Raw genomic sequence first — 17,267 nt, forward strand, 5'->3', positions numbered from 1 at the left:
ATTATTCTCCTACCTGAACGTTTTTAAAGCGGCAGGCGGGAATGCCGTGGGCTAAGCGCATTATTTGATTGGGCTGGCCTTTACCGCATTGAAACACCGGTTGCAGCTGCCAAGTTCGTTCATCACCTACCATATCGAGGGCGTTCCAGAAGCTCAGGCTATCACCGCGGTAGGTAGCATTGCGCACCATATGGGTGATCTTGCCGTGTTTAATTTTCCACGCAACTTCGGTAGCAAAATGGAAGTTTTCACGGTTAGAGCCAATCGACCATGAGCGCGGGGTTTCCATTAACAAGCCGTTTTCAGTGGCGGCAATGATATCGGCCAGACTGCCATCTTGGCCGGGATCGATGTTGATGTTGTTCATGCGCTCGATGGGCAGGTTACTGTAGTTTTGCGCACGGCTGGTGGCGCCTGACGCACTAAAAATAGTACGGCCAGCTTTGGCGTTGGCTTCCATGATCATTTGACGTGAGGTGATGGCATCTTGCAACACACCGTTTTTGATTAAGGTGACATTGCGCGCTTTAACGCCATCGTCATCATAACCAATAGAGCCGGGTGAGTTAGCCACCGTGCCATCGGCGCGCGCCGTGAGCTTGTGACTGCCAAACTGCAGTTGACCAAAGTCGGCTAAATCCACGTGTGAGCCGCCGGCATACGACAACTCATAGCCTAAGATGCGGTCGAGCTCTAAGGCGTGACCGATGGTTTCGTGGGTTTGCAGTGCCATCATCTCAGGCAATAAAATCACATCGCATACTTCTTTTTCACACTCAGGGGCATCGAGTAATGCCAGTAACTCTTCGCGGATGCGGGCGGTGTGATCAAATTGAGCATCGTTGATGATGTTTTCCCAGCCAGTAGTGCCGTTGGCGTCTTGTGGTAAGTTGAAGGTGCGACGACATTGCTCACCGTTTTGGTCTTTGGCGTAGGCAAATAGCTCGGCATCGAGTTCAATTAGGTGGCGACGAATCTCACTGCCTTCACTGTCAATATAGAGGATATCGCGCTTGTAGAAGCTGGCCGATACGCCCCAATAATCAAAGCGCTTATCAGCCAGCTGGCTATCGAGTTGTAATAAGCGTGCCAGTTTGTCTTGAGTAGAAACGGTAAAGGGATCGATTTGACAAGGTGAGGTGTAGCTATCTTGAATAACCGCTTTTGGCGCAAGGCTGACTTTTTGTTGGATATAGTCGCTAGCGGTTTTCGCCTTTGCAATGGCTTGCACGCCAGCTTGCTGCATCGCCGTTAAGGTCATCACTTCACTGGATGCAAAGCCCCATGCGCCATTAACTAATACGCGAATGCCATAGCCTTGCTTGCTGGCGAGGTTGTATTTGTCGATATCGCCTTTCATGGTAGAAATGCTTTCTTCTTCATCTTGTTGATGAATGCGAATATCGGCGTAGTCAGCGCCTTGGTCTTTTAGATAAGCGATGACCTGTCTAGCGTGATCGAACATATCACTGAGCCTCTTTATTTTTAGGTAGCGTGTCGGGCATAAATTAATCCATGCTAGCTACTTGTGAGTGGTAGGGTGAGAAACAGAGCATGGTTTTAACTATCTATACCCAATCAATCCGCTTTTATTTTAGATTTACGTTACTAGGCGTGCGGTTGAGCGCACTTAAAAACTTTCTCACTTGCTATGTCGATTGATTATACAGCAGTGATTTTTAGGTGGCTGATTTTTCATGGGTTAATACGCTAGGTTTGTTATTTCTAGGCAGTATTTGAGTCCGACAGTGTCAGTGTGCGAGACGATCGGGTTGTTAATTAACCCTGATCTTGGATAAGCGAAATAGTATGCTTTACTGCAAAAACGCGGTGAATAGACCCAAACAATATCCAGTAAATAACGTTGAGCGCTGTATCATGAGATTGTTTGGGTGTATGTCCCTATACGCTTTTTGTTTTCATCTCTGAAAACGAAATTTTGCCGTAAACCATACTTTATCTTTAAGAAGCCTTAAATCGGCATGGTGAAGTTATTTGGTTTTAGCCATTGATGGCCCAATATTTTTCGGTCTAGTTTCACTAGCGCGCAAATATTGATGCTGAGTGTCAGCGGTAACGCTGCTTTAAAAATCCATGACCGCTGTTCAGTTAAGTCTAGCGCTTGTGTTAATAGTGAGGAGGAGGGGTTTCGTCTTCTTCGCGAGCGATTTGTCCACTTTGTACATCTTTGACTTTATTGACTAGGTACTTCATTTGTTCGCGTTGTAATTCAAGGCGGTTTTGCATCGATGCGATTTCAGTGTTTAACGCCTCAATGGTATCGTCTTGAAACGCGACCTTGGTTTCTAAATATTCTAGTCGAGTAATCACTTCTTCAAGGTTATTCATGGGGTACGCTCTTGTCTAAAGTCCAAGTTTCAAAAAAACCAGCTGAGCTTTCACTGAGGATTTGCCCATCTGCTAAAGTGGCTGAGTATACAACAGCGCTTTTCGGTCGGCTGTTTTTTCTTGGACTAACATGCCATTTTTGTAATTGTTGGCCAGTTTGACTGTCCCATAATGCTAGCATGCGGGCTGGTGACCCTGTTAGTAGATATTTGCCTTGCTCAACAAAGCGTACGGTACTGAAAATTTCTTGGCGGGCGATAAATTTTAGTCGACTAACAGGCTGGCCCGTTTGCATGCTCCAGATATTGGCTTGTTTTTGGTTGTCAGCGGTAAAAATATACTTACCTTCGCGCTCTAGTTTAACCATGGTCACTCGGCTGGGATGAGAAAAGCGATGCAGTACTTGTGCGGTGCGGGTGTCCCAGAAGTAGGCGGTATAATCATTACCGCCAGTTAATGCATAATGTCCGTTGGCCGACATATCTACCGCGTTTATTTTTTCGGTATGGCCGAGAAACTCAATGCGTCTTCCTGTTTCTAAATCAATGTGTACCGCTTTGCCTGTTGCTAAGCCATACAGCACGTAACGTCCTTGTGCTGAGATCACTATGTCTCGAATATTAGATTCAGGAATTTTGTAATAGCCTTTGGCTTCACCTGTCGCAACGTCCCAGACCACGAATTCGTCGCTACTGGCGGTGACCACATGGCTGGCATCATCAGAAAATTTAGTCAAAAATACGCCATTTTGCGTATCATTTTGATGGCTCCATTGATATTTAAGCGCATTTTTTTTATTGTCCCATAGGCTAATGCCGTGGTGAATGGACGAAATAACGCTGTAATGTCCATCTGTTGAAATATCAGCGTCATACGCGCCTTCAGCCGCGTGTTCGATTTTTGTGGCTGACAGTTGCTCACCGCTGCATGCAGTTAACAAGACTGCCGAGATCACAGATAGAAAGATTGCACCTTTTGTCATCTTTATAGTCTACTAATTTTGTTTTGTTTGCTGCGTGATAGCGTTAGTATAAATGGATTTATTACGCTAAGCCCCTCTTTGTGTTTTGATTATGCGCGATGAGGCGATTTTTTTTTGGGAGAGTTATTTACATGAACAATATTTTTAAGATATCGCTACTTGCTGGTGCTGTACTCGCTGCTGCGGGTTGTAATGATAAGTCAGCAGAAACAGCCCCTAAAGTGGCTGAAGTTGAAGCGGTATCTGCAGCAGTTGAAACTGCCCCTTCAGCAGCACCTGCTGTAGAATTTGAGAATGAAAATGCAAAAGCAGCATATGCGATTGGTGCATCGGTTTCGCGTTACATTGAAAAGACGTTAGCTGAGCAAGAGCAACTAGGCGTGACATTAGATAAAGAGCAAATTATTGCGGGTATCTCAGATGCACTGCGTGGTGAGTTAAAGCTGAAAGACGAAGATGTGATTGCAACACTGCAAGCGTACGACAAAAAGCTAAGTGAAATTGCGCAAGCGAAACAAGCTGAAGCGACTGAGAAGGCTAAAACTGAAGCAACGGCTTACTTAGCTGAGAATGCTAAAAAAGAAGGCGTAACAACAACGGCTTCTGGTCTACAGTACCAAGTATTAACGGCTGCTGAAGGCGACAAGCCAAGTGCTGAAGATACAGTAACTGTTCATTACGAAGGTCGTTTGTTAAACGGCGAAGTATTTGATAGCTCTATCACTCGTGGTCAGCCAGCTACTTTCCCGCTTAACCGCGTTATTGCAGGTTGGACCGAAGGTGTTCAACTTATGTCTGTTGGCTCTAAATACCAGTTCACTATTCCTGCTGAACTAGCATATGGCGAGCAAGGTGCGGGTAATATTCCTCCTCACTCTGCGTTAATCTTTGATGTTGAGCTAATCTCAATTGAAAAGGCGGAAGCTGAATCTGCGGTTGCAGAAACGCCAGCTGAATAAGTTTCTTTGATAACAAAACAAAAGGGCGCTCAGTGAGCGCCCTTTTTTATTTATTAGCGGTAACGATTAACGTGTCTAGCTAAGTATTATGCTTCTGGCTGCAGGTGCTTTTGGTGCAATGTGGCTAATAGTTGGTCTTCTAGCTCGAATCGCTGTTCCATGATTTGTCCTAGTTGTGACAAGTCATGATCAAAGTCCTCGGCTGCCTCATCATCAATCTTATCAGCGTATTTATCGTTAAACTCAAGTGCTGAGTCGGTCGTATCTGAAATTCGCGGGTAAATGTCTTGGGCTAATTTGGCGCTTTGCTCGCCGTGACTTTCACATTCAGAAACCACTTGGTCATACACTTCAAAGTGGCCTGTTGACATGTAGTCAACTAAAGATTGGCAAAATGCTTGTATTTGCTCAAGGCTCGGCAGCGAATGCTGCTCTTTGTTATATGGCGGTAAGCCAGCCAGTTCGCAGTACTCAACTAATACTTTTTGGCGGTCATTTAACCAATTGTCAATAATATGAGATGTACCACCCCACTCCTGTTTTGCTTGTTCAAGTTTGGTTAGCATATTATGTCCTTGGTTTTTATTTTTATTGCCATATTGATATAAGTAATGAAAAGCACGCTTATCGTCAACTCTAATTTGGTTACTGAATCCCGCTTCATGTATAACTGTGAGCTATATGGAAATTGTGAGGACTTAATTTTGCAAAATAATCAAATCCATCTATCACCTGATTTGGTGGCATGGTGGTTCATTATCTGTGATGGTCAATTACTAGTGACCAATGGCCAACAGCCGGTGCCTTTTGGTTGTTTAAAAGAGTTACCGTTTCCCGATTTAGCCCTTGAGCAGTGTATTCATATTGGTCAGTTTGAAGAAACGCCGGCTTACTTGTTCCAGTTAACCGATGCCTCTACTGATATGGGATTAGGGGAATATCAAGGCTTGCGTTATTTGCTGGGTAAAGTTGATGATGATTTATTCAATTTGGCTGGCCGCGCGTTTCAAGTTGTAAACTTCCTTGATACCCATCGTTTTTGTGGCCAATGCGGTAAGCAGATGCACCGTATTGACTGGGAGCTGGCGATGAAATGCTATGACTGTGGTCATCGCTGCTATCCGCGCGTGTCGCCCTGTATTATCGTGGCAATCAGAAAGGGTAAGCAAGTATTGTTAGCCAACCATGTACGCCATAACAAGCCGGGCCAAGAAATTTATACTACCTTAGCTGGTTTTACTGAAGCAGGGGAAACTTTAGAGCAGTGCGTTGAGCGCGAGGTGTTTGAAGAGGCTGGGATCAAGGTTAAAAATATTAGCTATGTGAAAAGCCAACCTTGGCCATTTCCCCATTCGTTAATGATGGGCTTTATTGCTGACTATGACAGTGGTGAGCTAAACATTGATAAGCACGAGCTAAACGACGCTAACTGGTACGATTTTAATAACCTGCCTTTGTTACCGCCTCATGGCACGATTGCACGGCACTTAATTGAAAAAGTGCGTCAGCGTTGCCGTTAATCACGGTGAGTTGTCACGTTCGGCTGACATTTACTTTTCCCTTGATGGCGGGCTTTGCTACAATTCGCGACAGAATCAATGCAATGGAAGTTTTATGAACGAGTTAAAAAATGATCGTTACCTTAGAGCGCTGCTAAAACAGCCTGTCGACAAAACGCCGGTATGGATGATGCGTCAAGCAGGCCGCTATTTACCTGAATATAAAGCAACGCGCGCGCAGGCTGGCGATTTTATGTCGTTATGTAAAAATGCTGAACTTGCCTGTGAAGTGACACTACAGCCATTACGCCGTTTTCCTCTTGATGCTGCGATTTTGTTTTCGGATATTTTAACTATTCCCGATGCGATGGGGTTAGGTTTATATTTTGAAACGGGTGAGGGCCCTAAGTTTGAACGCCCAATCACTTGTAAGGCCGATGTTGATAAAATTGGTATCCCCGATCCTGAAGGTGAGTTGCAGTATGTGATGAATGCTGTGCGCACGATTCGCCGCGAGTTAAAAGGCGAAGTACCTCTCATTGGCTTCTCAGGAAGCCCTTGGACATTAGCGACTTATATGGTGGAAGGCGGCTCATCAAAAGCGTTCACTAAAATTAAGAAAATGGCATTTGCTGAGCCGAAGACTTTGCATCTGCTACTTGATAAAGTGGCCGATTCAGTGATCAGCTACCTTAATGCGCAAGTGGCTGCGGGTGCACAATCATTAATGATTTTTGATACTTGGGGCGGGGTGTTGTCACCGCGTGATTACCGCGAGTTTTCGCTGCAATATATGGCGAAAATTGTTGATGGTCTAACGCGTGAAAATGATGGCCGTAAGGTGCCTGTGACTCTCTTTACTAAAAACGGTGGCATGTGGCTTGAAGATATCGCAGCAACAGGTTGTGATGCCATAGGCTTAGATTGGACTATAGATATCGCCAATGCTAAAGCCCGTGTTGGCGATAAAGTTGCATTGCAAGGTAACATGGACCCTTCCATGCTATATGCTCCGCCACAGCGTATTCGTGAAGAAGTGGCGCACATACTGTCAGGCTTCGGTGAAGGCACGGGGCATGTGTTTAACTTGGGCCATGGTATTCACTTAGATGTCGATCCAGAGCACGCGGGCGTGTTTATTGATGCAGTACATGAGCTAAGTCAGCCTTACCACAAGTAACTTTAGCATCCCCTGCAACAGGCCGCTGACGCGAAAATCGTCTCAGCGGCCTTTTTGTGTCGGTAGGATTAATTTGATAGGGGCCTCTTCATCACCTAAGCTTAGCCTGCGCATTCACCGCCTTTATATCGTTTTCGTGTTAATATGGCGATAACCATTGGTATGATTAACTTCCCCTCGATGTTTGGAGCTAGATTGTATGCCGACTATTGCTGAAACCGATCGCTTGATACTGCGTTTTTTTGAATCAGATGATGTTGATGTTATCTATGAAATTATGTCAAATCGCCAAGTCATGAAATTCTCCATTAGCGGTCCGCTGAATCGTAAACAAGCCAATACATTTCTTGACAGTATTCTTGATACTTATACTAGTAAGGGGTTTAGTTTGTGGGCGGTGCACAGTAAAGAGGATGAGCGGGTGATAGGTTTTTGCGGTCATTTTTTTCATCGTCTTGAAGGTAAAGATGAAATTGAGTTGGTCTATCGTTTACTACCTGATTACTGGGGGCAAGGGTTAGCGAGTGAGGCTGCGCGAGCCGCAACAGACTATGCATTTAATCAATTAGGTCTGGATAGATTGATATCGTTTATTGCTGATAATAATGAAGCGTCTAAGCGGGTGGCAGAAAGTTCTGGTTTTAAGTTGGAGCGAGAAACCCACTTCTATGATAAGCCGGTGTTGGTTTATAGTTTGGAAAAAAAGGCTTAGCTTGTTGAATTTTTGAATGATTGGCGAGATGTATTTTGCTCCATGATTGGAGCTATTCTCTGTGGATGTCTTACTTTCTTTTTTCTTATTACAGTTACTGCTTTTTAATGCTTAGCGTTAAGCATTGGTAGGTTAATTATTTAACTTTTTTCTCTTTCTTTTTAGCGAAAAAGTTTAAGTTTAAACCTGCTTTACGTTGCGCTTCGCGTTCTTGAATCGTGGCACGTGTAAAGTCTAATGCTGAGCTACCTAATAACATAATATTACCTCTGTTTGATTTAAGTTGTTTATCTAAGATTTTCTTTTTTATCCCTTTCTTAAGGAACGCGTTCATCATACTGCGTCAGATCACACTTTTCAATGTTTTTCTGTAAAATAATTACGAAAAAATGTGATCTTTATCCTTTGGCTCATTTTAATGTGATTTCGATCAATTTAAATTCGGCATTTTTTGTAATAAGTGTAATTTTGTTACAGTTTGATGCCAATTAGATGGTGAATAGATGAAAAGTATTCAGGATCAAAAAAGGGATGCCGAAGCATCCCTTAAGGTGAGTTAGAAAATCTAACTAGCTATTATTTAGCCCATACACCCCATGGACCAGTAGTCGTTGGGTTTTCACCTGTTGTCCACCACTTAGCTGTGTAAGTTACGCCATCAACGATAACAGTATCGCCTTTGTTGTAGATTGCATCAGCTTTCCAAGTTGTGTTACCTGGTTCAGTAGTAGGCTCAACAGTTGGCTCAACAGTAGGTGCTACAGTTGGAGCAACAGTAGGCTCAGCTGTAGGTGCAACAGTAGGTGTTACGCCGCCTTCACATTGAACTTCAGTCCAGAACCAGTTACCGCCTGCAGCTGGAGTTTCCCATGAACCTGGGTTGTTCTTAGCTTCAAAACATAGGCCGCCGAATGTTACTAGGTCGCCGTTTTTAACTGTAGTTTGGCCAGGAACCCATACTGTTACGCCACCTGGTACAGGAGTCGGCTCAGCTGTAGGTACAGGAGTTGGCTCAGCTGTAGGTACAGGAGTTGGCTCAGCTGTAGGTACAGGAGTTGGCTCGGCTGTTGGTACAGGAGTCGGCTCAGCTGTAGGTACAGGAGTTGGCTCGGCTGTAGGTACAGGAGTTGGCTCAGCTGTTGGTACAGGAGTTGGCTCAGCTGTTGGAGTTGGAGTTGGTACAACGTAACCGTTTAGGCCTTCATGCATTGCATTTAGGATGTCACCGTTATCCGCATCGATTTCCCATGAGAACAGACCGGCTAGGCCTAAGTCACGAACGTAAGCGCCTTTAGCTTTAGTTGAGCGTTGGTCATCAAACGTGATTAGTTTACCAGTTGAACGGTTCCACACGTAAGGTGCTTGTGCTTGCTCATCGTAGCCGTATTCGAAACCGTTTACGCCAGTTTCGTTAGCACCAAGCATGTATTGCTTAATACCTTTGTAGTCGATTACGCCAGCTTCCCAAACGCCTTGAGCTTTAGTGCCCGTTAACTTGCCGTTACCTGTACCTGTCATTGGGTCATTTGGATCGGTTAGGCTAGATGGCATTACGCCGTCCCAACCACGACCGTACATAGCAGCACCAACAACTAGCTTGTTAGCTGGTACGTTTTGCGCTAATAGTAACTGGATCGCGTTATCAGTTGTGTAAGCTGGGCCTTTGAATGGTACGCCTTCAGCATCTACACCTGTGCCGTCACACTGGCCAGGCGCCATGAATGAACCACAGTATAGTGCAGTTTGGTGACCAGGTACGTTGTTCCAGCCGCCGTAGAAGTCATAAGTCATGGCGAAGATGTAGTCCATGTATTGAACTGCTTGGCCGTAATCTACGTCTTCAATTTTGTCGAAACCAACACCGATTGCAGAAGTTAGCTCGTATGGCTTGCCATTTTGCGCTTCTAGCTCATCTAGCATTGCACGTAGTTCTTGCATTAATGCAATGTAAGCTGGACCATCTTTAACAGGGTCACCTAGGTTTGCGTTCTCACCGCCGCCACCAGGGAATTCCCAGTCGATGTCCACACCGTCGAAGAATTTCCAAGTTGTTAGGAATTCTTTAACAGATGCAACAAAGATGTCTCGCTTAGATTTATCAGTGAAACTAAAGAATGGGTCAGATAGTGTCCAACCGCCAACAGAAGGTAGGATCTTCAGATCAGGATTACGCTGTTTAAGCGCCATCATCATCGCGAAGTTACCTTTGATTGGTGTGTTGAAGTCATGACCAGCTTGTTTGAAACTTTTTTGATAAGCTGCCCAAGGGTCATGGATAACTACTTCGTAATCTGGTACACCAGCACAAGCAGTTTTAAGTGCGTTAAAGCTGTTGCCGCCAACCGATTTCAAAGACTCGTTAGGACCACAAATTGGAATGAAGCCGTAAAGAATGTGAGTTAGGTTGTCAGCTGGGATGTTATCAACAGTATAGTTACGGTCGTAGATACCCCATTCAACGAAGTAAGTACCAACAACAGTATTCTTATCAGTATTGTAAGACTTGTTGTTAGGATCTACGTTCATTGTCAGTGGCGCTAGGTGAGAACCGTCAGTGTCAGCAACTGTTAGTTTTGCTGCTGCTCCTTGGGTACAACCTGTGGCGTCACAAGCTTCGATGACTACATCGTAAACACCGCCTTTCGCGTAACCAAAAGTTGCAGTTGTTTGGCTACCAGTGATTGGGCCAGTTGCAACTTCAACACCGTCAAAATAAATTTTGTAAGTGTCACCAGGAGTACCAGACCACTGGTTGAATTTGATTGCGATTTTCGCTTCTTCGTTGTACTTAACCATAGACTTGTACCCTGCGGTAGTGTCCATTGCTAGTTCAACTTTAGAAAATTGTAGGTTGTTAGAACCGTACATGTCGATGCTTGGTGCTGCTGGAGCAGCCATTACGCTACCGCTAATAGCAGCTAAAATAGATGCAGCTAAGATATTTCTCTTCATAAGTCCATTCCTTTGACTAGTCATTGAGAATTCAGAGTCAATTTGAAATTGATGCAAGAGATAGGAAGCAGGAGAGGGATGTAGGCAGCATGCTGACAATATCCGTATCTAATAGCTCGCCTATCCTTGGCAACATATAAATCAGTAATTTAAGTAGCCTCCTGGCCATACTGATTCATTTCAAAAAGTGTAGTCTTGTTCAGACTTAAGACAATATAGGAGTATCTGATGCTAAGGGCAAGATGGTGAAAGTGCTAAACGTGATACAGATAAAAAAAATGGCCAAAAAATCGTCGTAAATAATATGTTAACAGTGTTTATTTTAGATAGATGTTTTGTTTTTATATTTATTTTAGGTTTTTTGTGTTATTTAGCGAGAAGATTCGTTTATTGCTATAATTGTTAGCCGGATCAAACTGTGAAAATAAAAAAGGGGGAATGTGATCCATTCCCCGCATTGGTTAAAAGAGCTTTAAACTATTGAGTTAACAATTACACCTTTTTCCATACACCCCAATCGCCAGATTGCGCTGGGTTGTCACCTTGTGTCCACCATTTGGCTTCGTACTTCACGCCGTTTAACAGCACTTGATCACCGCCATTGTAAACTTTAGCGCTATCCCAAGTGGTGTCACCAGCTGGTGGCGCGGTTGGTTCAACCGTTGGTTCAACTGTTGGCTCTATTGTAGGCGCAACCGTTGGCTCTACACTTGGTTCAGTAGTTGGCTCTACTGAAGGTACAGTACCTGAGCCCACTTTAGTCCAAGCATTATCTGCTGCCCAGCCTGTTGCAGGAGTGTAAGCGCCACCAAGGTTACACCATCCCGCAACGCTACATTGGTAAATGCCACCGTCGCTAGCCAATACTTTTGTTCCTGCGGTGTAGCTACCTAGTCCATCAGGGTAAACGTAATCGTAAGCACCTGTTGGTGGTGTTGTTGGTTCAGCTGTTGGTTCAGCTGTTGGTTCAGCCGTTGGTTCAGCCGTTGGTTCAGCCGTTGGTTCAGCCGTTGGTTCAGCTGTTGGTTCAGCTGTTGGTTCAGCTGTTGGTTCAGCTGTTGGTTCAGCCGTTGGTTCAGCCGTTGGTTCTGTAGTTGGCACTGGTGTTACCACAACATGACCCGCTAAGCCTTCTTGCATGGCATTTAGGATGTCACCGTTATCGGCATCAATTTCCCATGAGAACAAGCCAGCAAAACCGTTTGATTTAACATATTCACCTTTGGCTAAAACTGAACGGCGGTTGTCGTAAGTGATCAAATCACCGGTTGCAGGGTTCCATGCATAAGGGGCTTCTGCCACTTCATCGTAGAATTTTTGCACGGATGGGTTATTGATGTAATCGCGAACGACATCTTTATAATCGATAACACCCGCTTCCCAAGAGCCTTTTACTTTACCATTACCCACACCTGTCATTGGGTTGCCAGGATCGGTCATTGACTCTTGTGTTACGCCAGTCCAACCACGCGCATACATAGCTGCGCCAACAACCAATTTGTTAGCTGGAACGCCTTTTTCTAGTAGTAGGTTAATCCCGTTAGCAGAGGTGTAAGCTGGGCCCTTGCGAGGGTTACCTTCTGCATCTAAACCTTTACCTTCACACTCATCCGCACTCATGTGACTGCCACAGTAAAGTGCAGTTTGATGGCCTACAACATTGTTCCAGCCACCGTAGTAGTCGTAAGTCATGGCAAAGATGTAGTCCATGTAAGGCACGGCATCAATGTAGTTTACGTCTTCAATCTTGTCATGACCGACACCAACAGCAGAGGTTAGTTGGTATTCACGTCCGGTTTCTGCTGATAATTCATCCAGCATAGCGCGTAACTCTTTCATTAAGTCGGCGTATGCTTGACCATCTAGATCAGGATTACCTTTGGTTGGGTGTGCACCTTGACCACCTGGGTATTCCCAGTCGATGTCGATACCGTCGAAGAATTTCCATGTTTGTAGGAATTTCTTAGCAGAAGCAACAAAGATGTCACGCTTAGACTTGTCTACGAAATCGTAGAATGGGTCAGATAGGGTCCAACCACCCACAGAAGGCAGAATTTTTAAGTCAGGGTAGCGTTGTTTTAACGCCATCATTTGACCGTAAGTTCCTTTGTAAGGCGTTGAGTGGATATCGCTGCCTTGTGGCATTTGAATAGCGGCCCACGGGTCGTGGATAACCATTTCATAATCAGGTGTACCGGCACAAGCACGGGCTAGCGCTGCTAAGCTGTTACCGTTTTCAATTTCACCTAATGACTCGTTTGGACCACAAATTGGCACAAAGCCGTAAATAATGTGGGTTAGGTTTTGCGCTGGGATCTGGTCTACAGAGAACTTACGACCATACACACCCCATTCAACAAAGTAAGTGCCGACAACCGTATTTTCTGGTGTGGTGTAATTACCGTTGTTTGGGTTAACTTTCATTGGCAGTGGGTCAAGGTGGCTACCATCGGTATCTGCAACCACAATATTTTTGGCTGCACTTTCAGTACAAGCGCCAGTGTCGTCACATAGTTTTACCGTAAGGGCGTATTGGCCGCCTTTTTTTACTTGTAAATCCACAATGCCTTTTTGCACTGGGGTTGCTGCAATCGTTGCTTCGTGTGCTACTTCACCATTTAGTAGCACTTGCCATTTGGTGCCTGGCTCGCCAGACCACATATCCCAAGTTACAGGCACAGTTGCAGCATCTTTTACTACAAACAGATCTTTATAAGCGGATGCGGCTTGGTTAACTTCAATGATGGAGTAGTTATCTTCCATCCATTGTACGATGGGAGTACCCGGTGCCGCCATGGCGGCACTGCTCATGCCCATCGCAACCGCGACAGCTAGTGAGCTTTTAACAAACATATTTGATTTCTTCATGAGTCGATTCCTTTGACTTTGACACGAGAAAACACAGATAAGATGACTGAATAACGTAGACAGGTCGTAACATTAGGCCGCTTGGCCTGATGGTAACGAAATAAGTATGCCTATCCTTGGCTTTTCAGTGGTTTTTACAACAGGTCTCCAGACCATCAAAACGCACTTATTTGTGTATAACTTTGCTCACATAAAGATTGAGCAGCAGTAAATTTAGCTTGAACTGTCTCATTCGCCAAATTTAATAATCATAAATGAGAGTTTAGTCATTTCTTTGGTCAGCCTTTCAGTAACCCTTAACTAAATCCACGGAGTATTTTAGTGGTTTACTTGATAAAAATAAGGATAGGTTGCCTAAAAATATCTCAGCAATTTGGTTTGGGAAACTCACTGCCGCATGGTGAGGAGTAATAGTCATGTGTGGGTTTTGCCACAGAGGTGACTCGACAGGTAAAGGCTCGATAGTAAACACGTCGCAGGCAGCATGAGCAATCAGGTTTTGTTCGAGCGCTTGATTTAAATCGACTTCGTTGACCGCTGATCCTCTACCAATATTAATAAAAATAGCGTGACTAGGCATTTGCTTGAAACGGTCTAAATTGAATAGTTGTTGTGTTTTTGTGGTAGCGGGTAGGGCGTTTACAACAATATCCCCTTGTGCCAATACTGTATCAAGTTGTTCTAAAGTGTAGCATTGGTCAAATTCACTCCATTGTTTGGCAAGGGTATTCACCCCCAGTACCTTAACGCCAAAACAACTTGCTGTTTTTGCAAGGTGGCGACCAATCGATCCGGTGCCTGTGATCACCATGGTTTTATTCTGTAGGCTAGTATAAGGATGAGCTTGCCAAATTTGCTGACGTTGCTGAGTATGATAAAGGTTAAATTGACGTAACAAAGCGATCCAGTGCCCCATCACATATTCGCTGATCAATGGACCAAAAATATCTTTCACACCCGTTAACAGATAATCACGCGGTAATGAGTCATCTTGCAGAGCGTCCACCCCAGCAAAGGTTGATTGTAACCACTTTAAATGAGGGAGTTTTGTGAGCGCGGGAGCGATTAATGCAGGCTCTGCCAATGCTAATGTAATTTGTTGCTGCATCTCCATCACAGACTCTATATTATCAGTCGCCAAAACGTGAATATCTGGCGGCAGCCTGCCACTCAGTAATTGTTGATAAACCTTGGCATCTTTACTAAGAATAAGCAGTGTATTTGTCATTTTCTTTCCCCAGCGTTAAACAGGTCTAACCGTGGTTAAAAACATTAATAAGCAACTTAATCAATTTGCTCCATGGCAACAAGTCTCATTTTGTATTGCCTTAGCTGAGCGTATGTATCCCAACTATGTGTTGTTTTGCGAAGGCACCGAGTTTCAAGGGCAAAAAACTTTCCGCAAAATGCTCGATTTATTTTGGGAAAAACTTACGGTGAAGGGCGCCAAAGTGAACTTTGAAATTCAAAGTGAGCATTTTGAAGCGGCCATTCCTAATATCGAAGATTACGACATGTATGGCGTCTACCCCGCGCTGGATGCTTGCGTAGTGATGACGTGTGCGTTTAACTCTATGCTGGTTAAGCAAGAGGATGCTGAAGAAGCAATTAACGCCAGCCAAACCTCTATTGCTACCGTTGCTAGCTTTATCGAAGCAACCAGCGAAGAGGAATTAACGGATGAGGATATTTTTGCTGATGAGCTAATGCAGCAGGAATTGGCTTTTCAAAACGAGTTACTTGAATTACTCGATGAAACGCGTAGCCCTGAGCTATTAAAAGCAGTGCGAAAGTTTGGCCGTAATGAAGGTATTAGTAACATTGGTATTAGTTTAGATTGATCGACTGTGGCGCGGTATGGCCGCGCCACAAAACTGGTGCGGCGGTTTATTCCGGTTTTTCTATAATCCCGTCGGTGTTTCTTTGATGACGGATCCAGCGCGCTTTTGCCAATCTTTGCATATCCGCTATTTTATCCTGCTCATCGACAATTTCTATTCCTAATAAGGTTTCGACCAAATCTTCCATGGTAACAATGCCTTGTACGTCACCGTATTCATCAACCACGAGTGAAATATGGTTTCGTTTTTCCAACAAACTTTGGAATAGTGCAGGGATAGCAGCTGTATCAGGCACTACGTAAAGGGGTTGCAACAATTGTCCTAGCTTAGTGTTATTACCATCTTGTTGATTCATCAAGATGTCGTGCTTGTGGACAAAGCCAATGACGTTATCTTTTTCTTTACTACTTAATAGTATGCGTGAAAAAGGTGCATCGGCATGTAAGCTTAAGTACTCATTCACAGTCATATTTTTATCGACACTGAACAGTACTGTTCGCGGGGTCATAATATTCTTTAATTTAGTATCTCGGGTACTGAGTAAGCTATTAATGATTTTACCTTCATTATCCGCCAGTTGCCCCGTTTCACTGCCTAAATGCGCCATGGCTGCGATTTCTTCGCGAATGTGCTCATGGCCATGATGTTGTTTGCCGATCAGCTTAGTGATCATATCAGACAACCAAATAAAGGGCTTAAGCAGTGAAATTAAAACGATGAGAATAGGTGCGATTAATAAACCGAGTTGGCGCCAGTAGGTTGCACCGATGGTTTTGGGCAATATTTCAGAAAACACCAAGATAATTAAGGTGAGTACCGCCGAAGTAACGCCAATGTATTGATTATTGAATAATACCGCTGCTTGTGCACCAACACCTGCCGCGCCGACAGTGTGGGCGATAGTATTAAGGGTGAGGATCGCGGCGAGAGGTTGGTCTATTTTTTGTTTTAGCATCTCTAATTGTGCACCACGTCTTGGGTGGTATACAGATTGCGCGCGAACATAACTTGGGGTCACGCTGAGTAGCACCGCCTCTAAAATTGAGCAGATGAAAGAGACACCGACAGCCAGCACTAAAAAGAAAATTAGAAGAAACAATGGCACTCCAAAGTATTTATCATTAAATAAACGAGACAGCCTCAGTTTACCTATTTCTTGGTGAAGGAAAACCTTTTTTGTTGTTAAAAATTTGCCTGTTTAGTTCCGCGATGTTAGCGGTTTATTGGCGGACACATTAGGTTTGTCCTGCTTTTGCTTGGTTTTATCCGCAATCTTTGCGATTGTTTTTCAATCTGCTAGACCAAGTTTAGCGTTATAAAGGGGTTAAATTGTGAGCTTACACGCAGAAGTTGGTTAAAGCGTCGGCAGTTAGCTGTTTTTCAGGGATAAACCCTTTGCGCATAGCCTGGTTTTTGAATACATTGAACCCGCTAATAAGTCCACAACGACCTTGGAAAGGAAGTCTCATGAACAAAACTCAACTGGTTGATGCCATCGCTGAAAAAGCCGATCTTTCTAAAGCACAAGCTAAAGCTGCATTAGAAGAAGTTTTAGCGGGTATTACCGAAAGCTTAAAAGACGGTGAGCCAGTACAGCTTATTGGTTTTGGTACATTTAAAGTGAACCATCGCGCAGCGCGTACAGGCCGTAATCCACAAACTGGTGCTGAAATTCAAATTGCTGCAGCAAACATCCCTGCGTTTGTTGCTGGTAAAGCACTAAAAGACGCCGTTAAAGCGTAGTTTTTTGAATAATAAGAATAAATAAAAAGCCAGGCGATGCCTGGCTTTTTTGTGTCTGCTGCATTTGAAATCACTGATTATTCGCGGAACAAGTTCCGCTCCTACGTCAGGAGTTAGCCCCCGTAGGAACGATATTTATATCGCGAAAGCTGCGATTATTCGCAGAACGAGTTCTGCTCCTA

At 44.2% G+C, this 17,267-nt stretch carries 15 protein-coding genes; 6 read left to right on the top strand and 9 right to left on the bottom strand.

All coding sequences use genetic code 11. The features are described 5' to 3' along the window. Window position 1: 1 nt before the first annotated feature. From K6Y31_RS07520 to K6Y31_RS07530, 3 genes are all read right to left on the bottom strand, one after another. Window positions 2-1,465, bottom strand: a complete 1,464-nt coding sequence (locus K6Y31_RS07520; protein WP_233052191.1) for a TldD/PmbA family protein — start codon at window positions 1,463-1,465, stop codon at window positions 2-4. A 662-nt stretch (window positions 1,466-2,127) separates the two neighbouring features. Then, window positions 2,128-2,349 carry a SlyX family protein gene (locus K6Y31_RS07525; protein ID WP_233052192.1) on the bottom strand — a complete coding sequence of 74 codons (222 nt, stop codon included), beginning with the start codon at window positions 2,347-2,349 and terminating at the stop codon, window positions 2,128-2,130. After that, window positions 2,342-3,331 (bottom strand): WD40 repeat domain-containing protein, encoded by a 990-nt coding sequence (locus tag K6Y31_RS07530; protein ID WP_233052193.1) that lies wholly within the window; start codon window positions 3,329-3,331, stop codon window positions 2,342-2,344. Before K6Y31_RS07530 ends, K6Y31_RS07525 begins: the two co-directional genes overlap by 8 nt. A gap of 131 nt (window positions 3,332-3,462) precedes the next feature. On the opposite strand from K6Y31_RS07530, the gene fkpA reads away from it, so the two are divergent. Next, entirely contained in the window at window positions 3,463-4,290 is an 828-nt protein-coding gene (gene fkpA / locus K6Y31_RS07535; RefSeq protein WP_233052194.1) for an FKBP-type peptidyl-prolyl cis-trans isomerase, read from the top strand. Window positions 4,291-4,376: 86 nt separating this feature from the next. Here fkpA and rsd read toward each other — a convergent pair whose 3' ends face one another. After that, the gene (rsd, locus tag K6Y31_RS07540) at window positions 4,377-4,856 is read right to left on the bottom strand and encodes a sigma D regulator (RefSeq protein ID WP_233052195.1); all 480 of its coding nucleotides are present in this window, start codon (window positions 4,854-4,856) and stop codon (window positions 4,377-4,379) included. Window positions 4,857-4,994: 138 nt separating this feature from the next. On the opposite strand from rsd, the gene nudC reads away from it, so the two are divergent. From nudC to K6Y31_RS07555, 3 genes are all read left to right on the top strand, one after another. Continuing rightward, complete coding sequence (gene nudC / locus K6Y31_RS07545; protein ID WP_233052196.1) at window positions 4,995-5,810, top strand: NAD(+) diphosphatase; 816 nt, start codon at window positions 4,995-4,997, stop codon at window positions 5,808-5,810. Between the two features lie 94 nt (window positions 5,811-5,904). Then, complete coding sequence (gene hemE / locus K6Y31_RS07550; RefSeq protein ID WP_233052197.1) at window positions 5,905-6,969, top strand: uroporphyrinogen decarboxylase; 1,065 nt, start codon at window positions 5,905-5,907, stop codon at window positions 6,967-6,969. A gap of 199 nt (window positions 6,970-7,168) precedes the next feature. Then, window positions 7,169-7,681 carry a GNAT family N-acetyltransferase gene (locus tag K6Y31_RS07555; protein ID WP_233052198.1) on the top strand — a complete coding sequence of 171 codons (513 nt, stop codon included), beginning with the start codon at window positions 7,169-7,171 and terminating at the stop codon, window positions 7,679-7,681. A 136-nt stretch (window positions 7,682-7,817) separates the two neighbouring features. Here K6Y31_RS07555 and K6Y31_RS22305 read toward each other — a convergent pair whose 3' ends face one another. The 4 genes from K6Y31_RS22305 to K6Y31_RS07575 all read right to left on the bottom strand — a co-directional run bounded on the left by K6Y31_RS22305 (window position 7,818) and on the right by K6Y31_RS07575 (window position 14,729). Next, window positions 7,818-7,940, bottom strand: coding sequence for a hypothetical protein (locus tag K6Y31_RS22305; protein WP_282560156.1), 123 nt, complete (start codon window positions 7,938-7,940; stop codon window positions 7,818-7,820). 317 nt (window positions 7,941-8,257) lie between these two features. Next, window positions 8,258-10,633, bottom strand: a complete 2,376-nt coding sequence (locus K6Y31_RS07560; RefSeq protein WP_233052199.1) for a glycosyl hydrolase family 18 protein — start codon at window positions 10,631-10,633, stop codon at window positions 8,258-8,260. Window positions 10,634-11,125: 492 nt separating this feature from the next. After that, window positions 11,126-13,501 (bottom strand): glycosyl hydrolase family 18 protein, encoded by a 2,376-nt coding sequence (locus K6Y31_RS22310; RefSeq protein ID WP_282560157.1) that lies wholly within the window; start codon window positions 13,499-13,501, stop codon window positions 11,126-11,128. A 286-nt stretch (window positions 13,502-13,787) separates the two neighbouring features. Then, entirely contained in the window at window positions 13,788-14,729 is a 942-nt protein-coding gene (locus K6Y31_RS07575; RefSeq protein ID WP_233052200.1) for a D-2-hydroxyacid dehydrogenase, read from the bottom strand. A 31-nt stretch (window positions 14,730-14,760) separates the two neighbouring features. On the opposite strand from K6Y31_RS07575, the gene K6Y31_RS07580 reads away from it, so the two are divergent. Continuing rightward, window positions 14,761-15,342: a YjaG family protein gene (locus tag K6Y31_RS07580; RefSeq protein WP_233052201.1), complete on the top strand. Its 582-nt coding sequence runs from the start codon at window positions 14,761-14,763 to the stop codon at window positions 15,340-15,342. A gap of 46 nt (window positions 15,343-15,388) precedes the next feature. On the opposite strand, the gene K6Y31_RS07585 is transcribed toward K6Y31_RS07580, so the two are convergent. After that, a complete protein-coding gene (locus tag K6Y31_RS07585; protein WP_427901895.1) occupies window positions 15,389-16,447 on the bottom strand; it encodes a CNNM domain-containing protein in 1,059 nt (352 codons plus the stop codon). 362 nt (window positions 16,448-16,809) lie between these two features. Between K6Y31_RS07585 and hupA the strand changes: the two genes are divergently transcribed. Continuing rightward, window positions 16,810-17,085 carry a nucleoid-associated protein HU-alpha gene (gene hupA, locus K6Y31_RS07590; protein WP_119910462.1) on the top strand — a complete coding sequence of 92 codons (276 nt, stop codon included), beginning with the start codon at window positions 16,810-16,812 and terminating at the stop codon, window positions 17,083-17,085. Window positions 17,086-17,267 lie beyond the last annotated feature (182 nt).

The sequence above is a fragment of the Motilimonas cestriensis genome, assembly GCF_021295315.1.
Taxonomy (GTDB): Bacteria; Pseudomonadota; Gammaproteobacteria; order Enterobacterales; family CBDFNC01; genus Motilimonas; species Motilimonas cestriensis.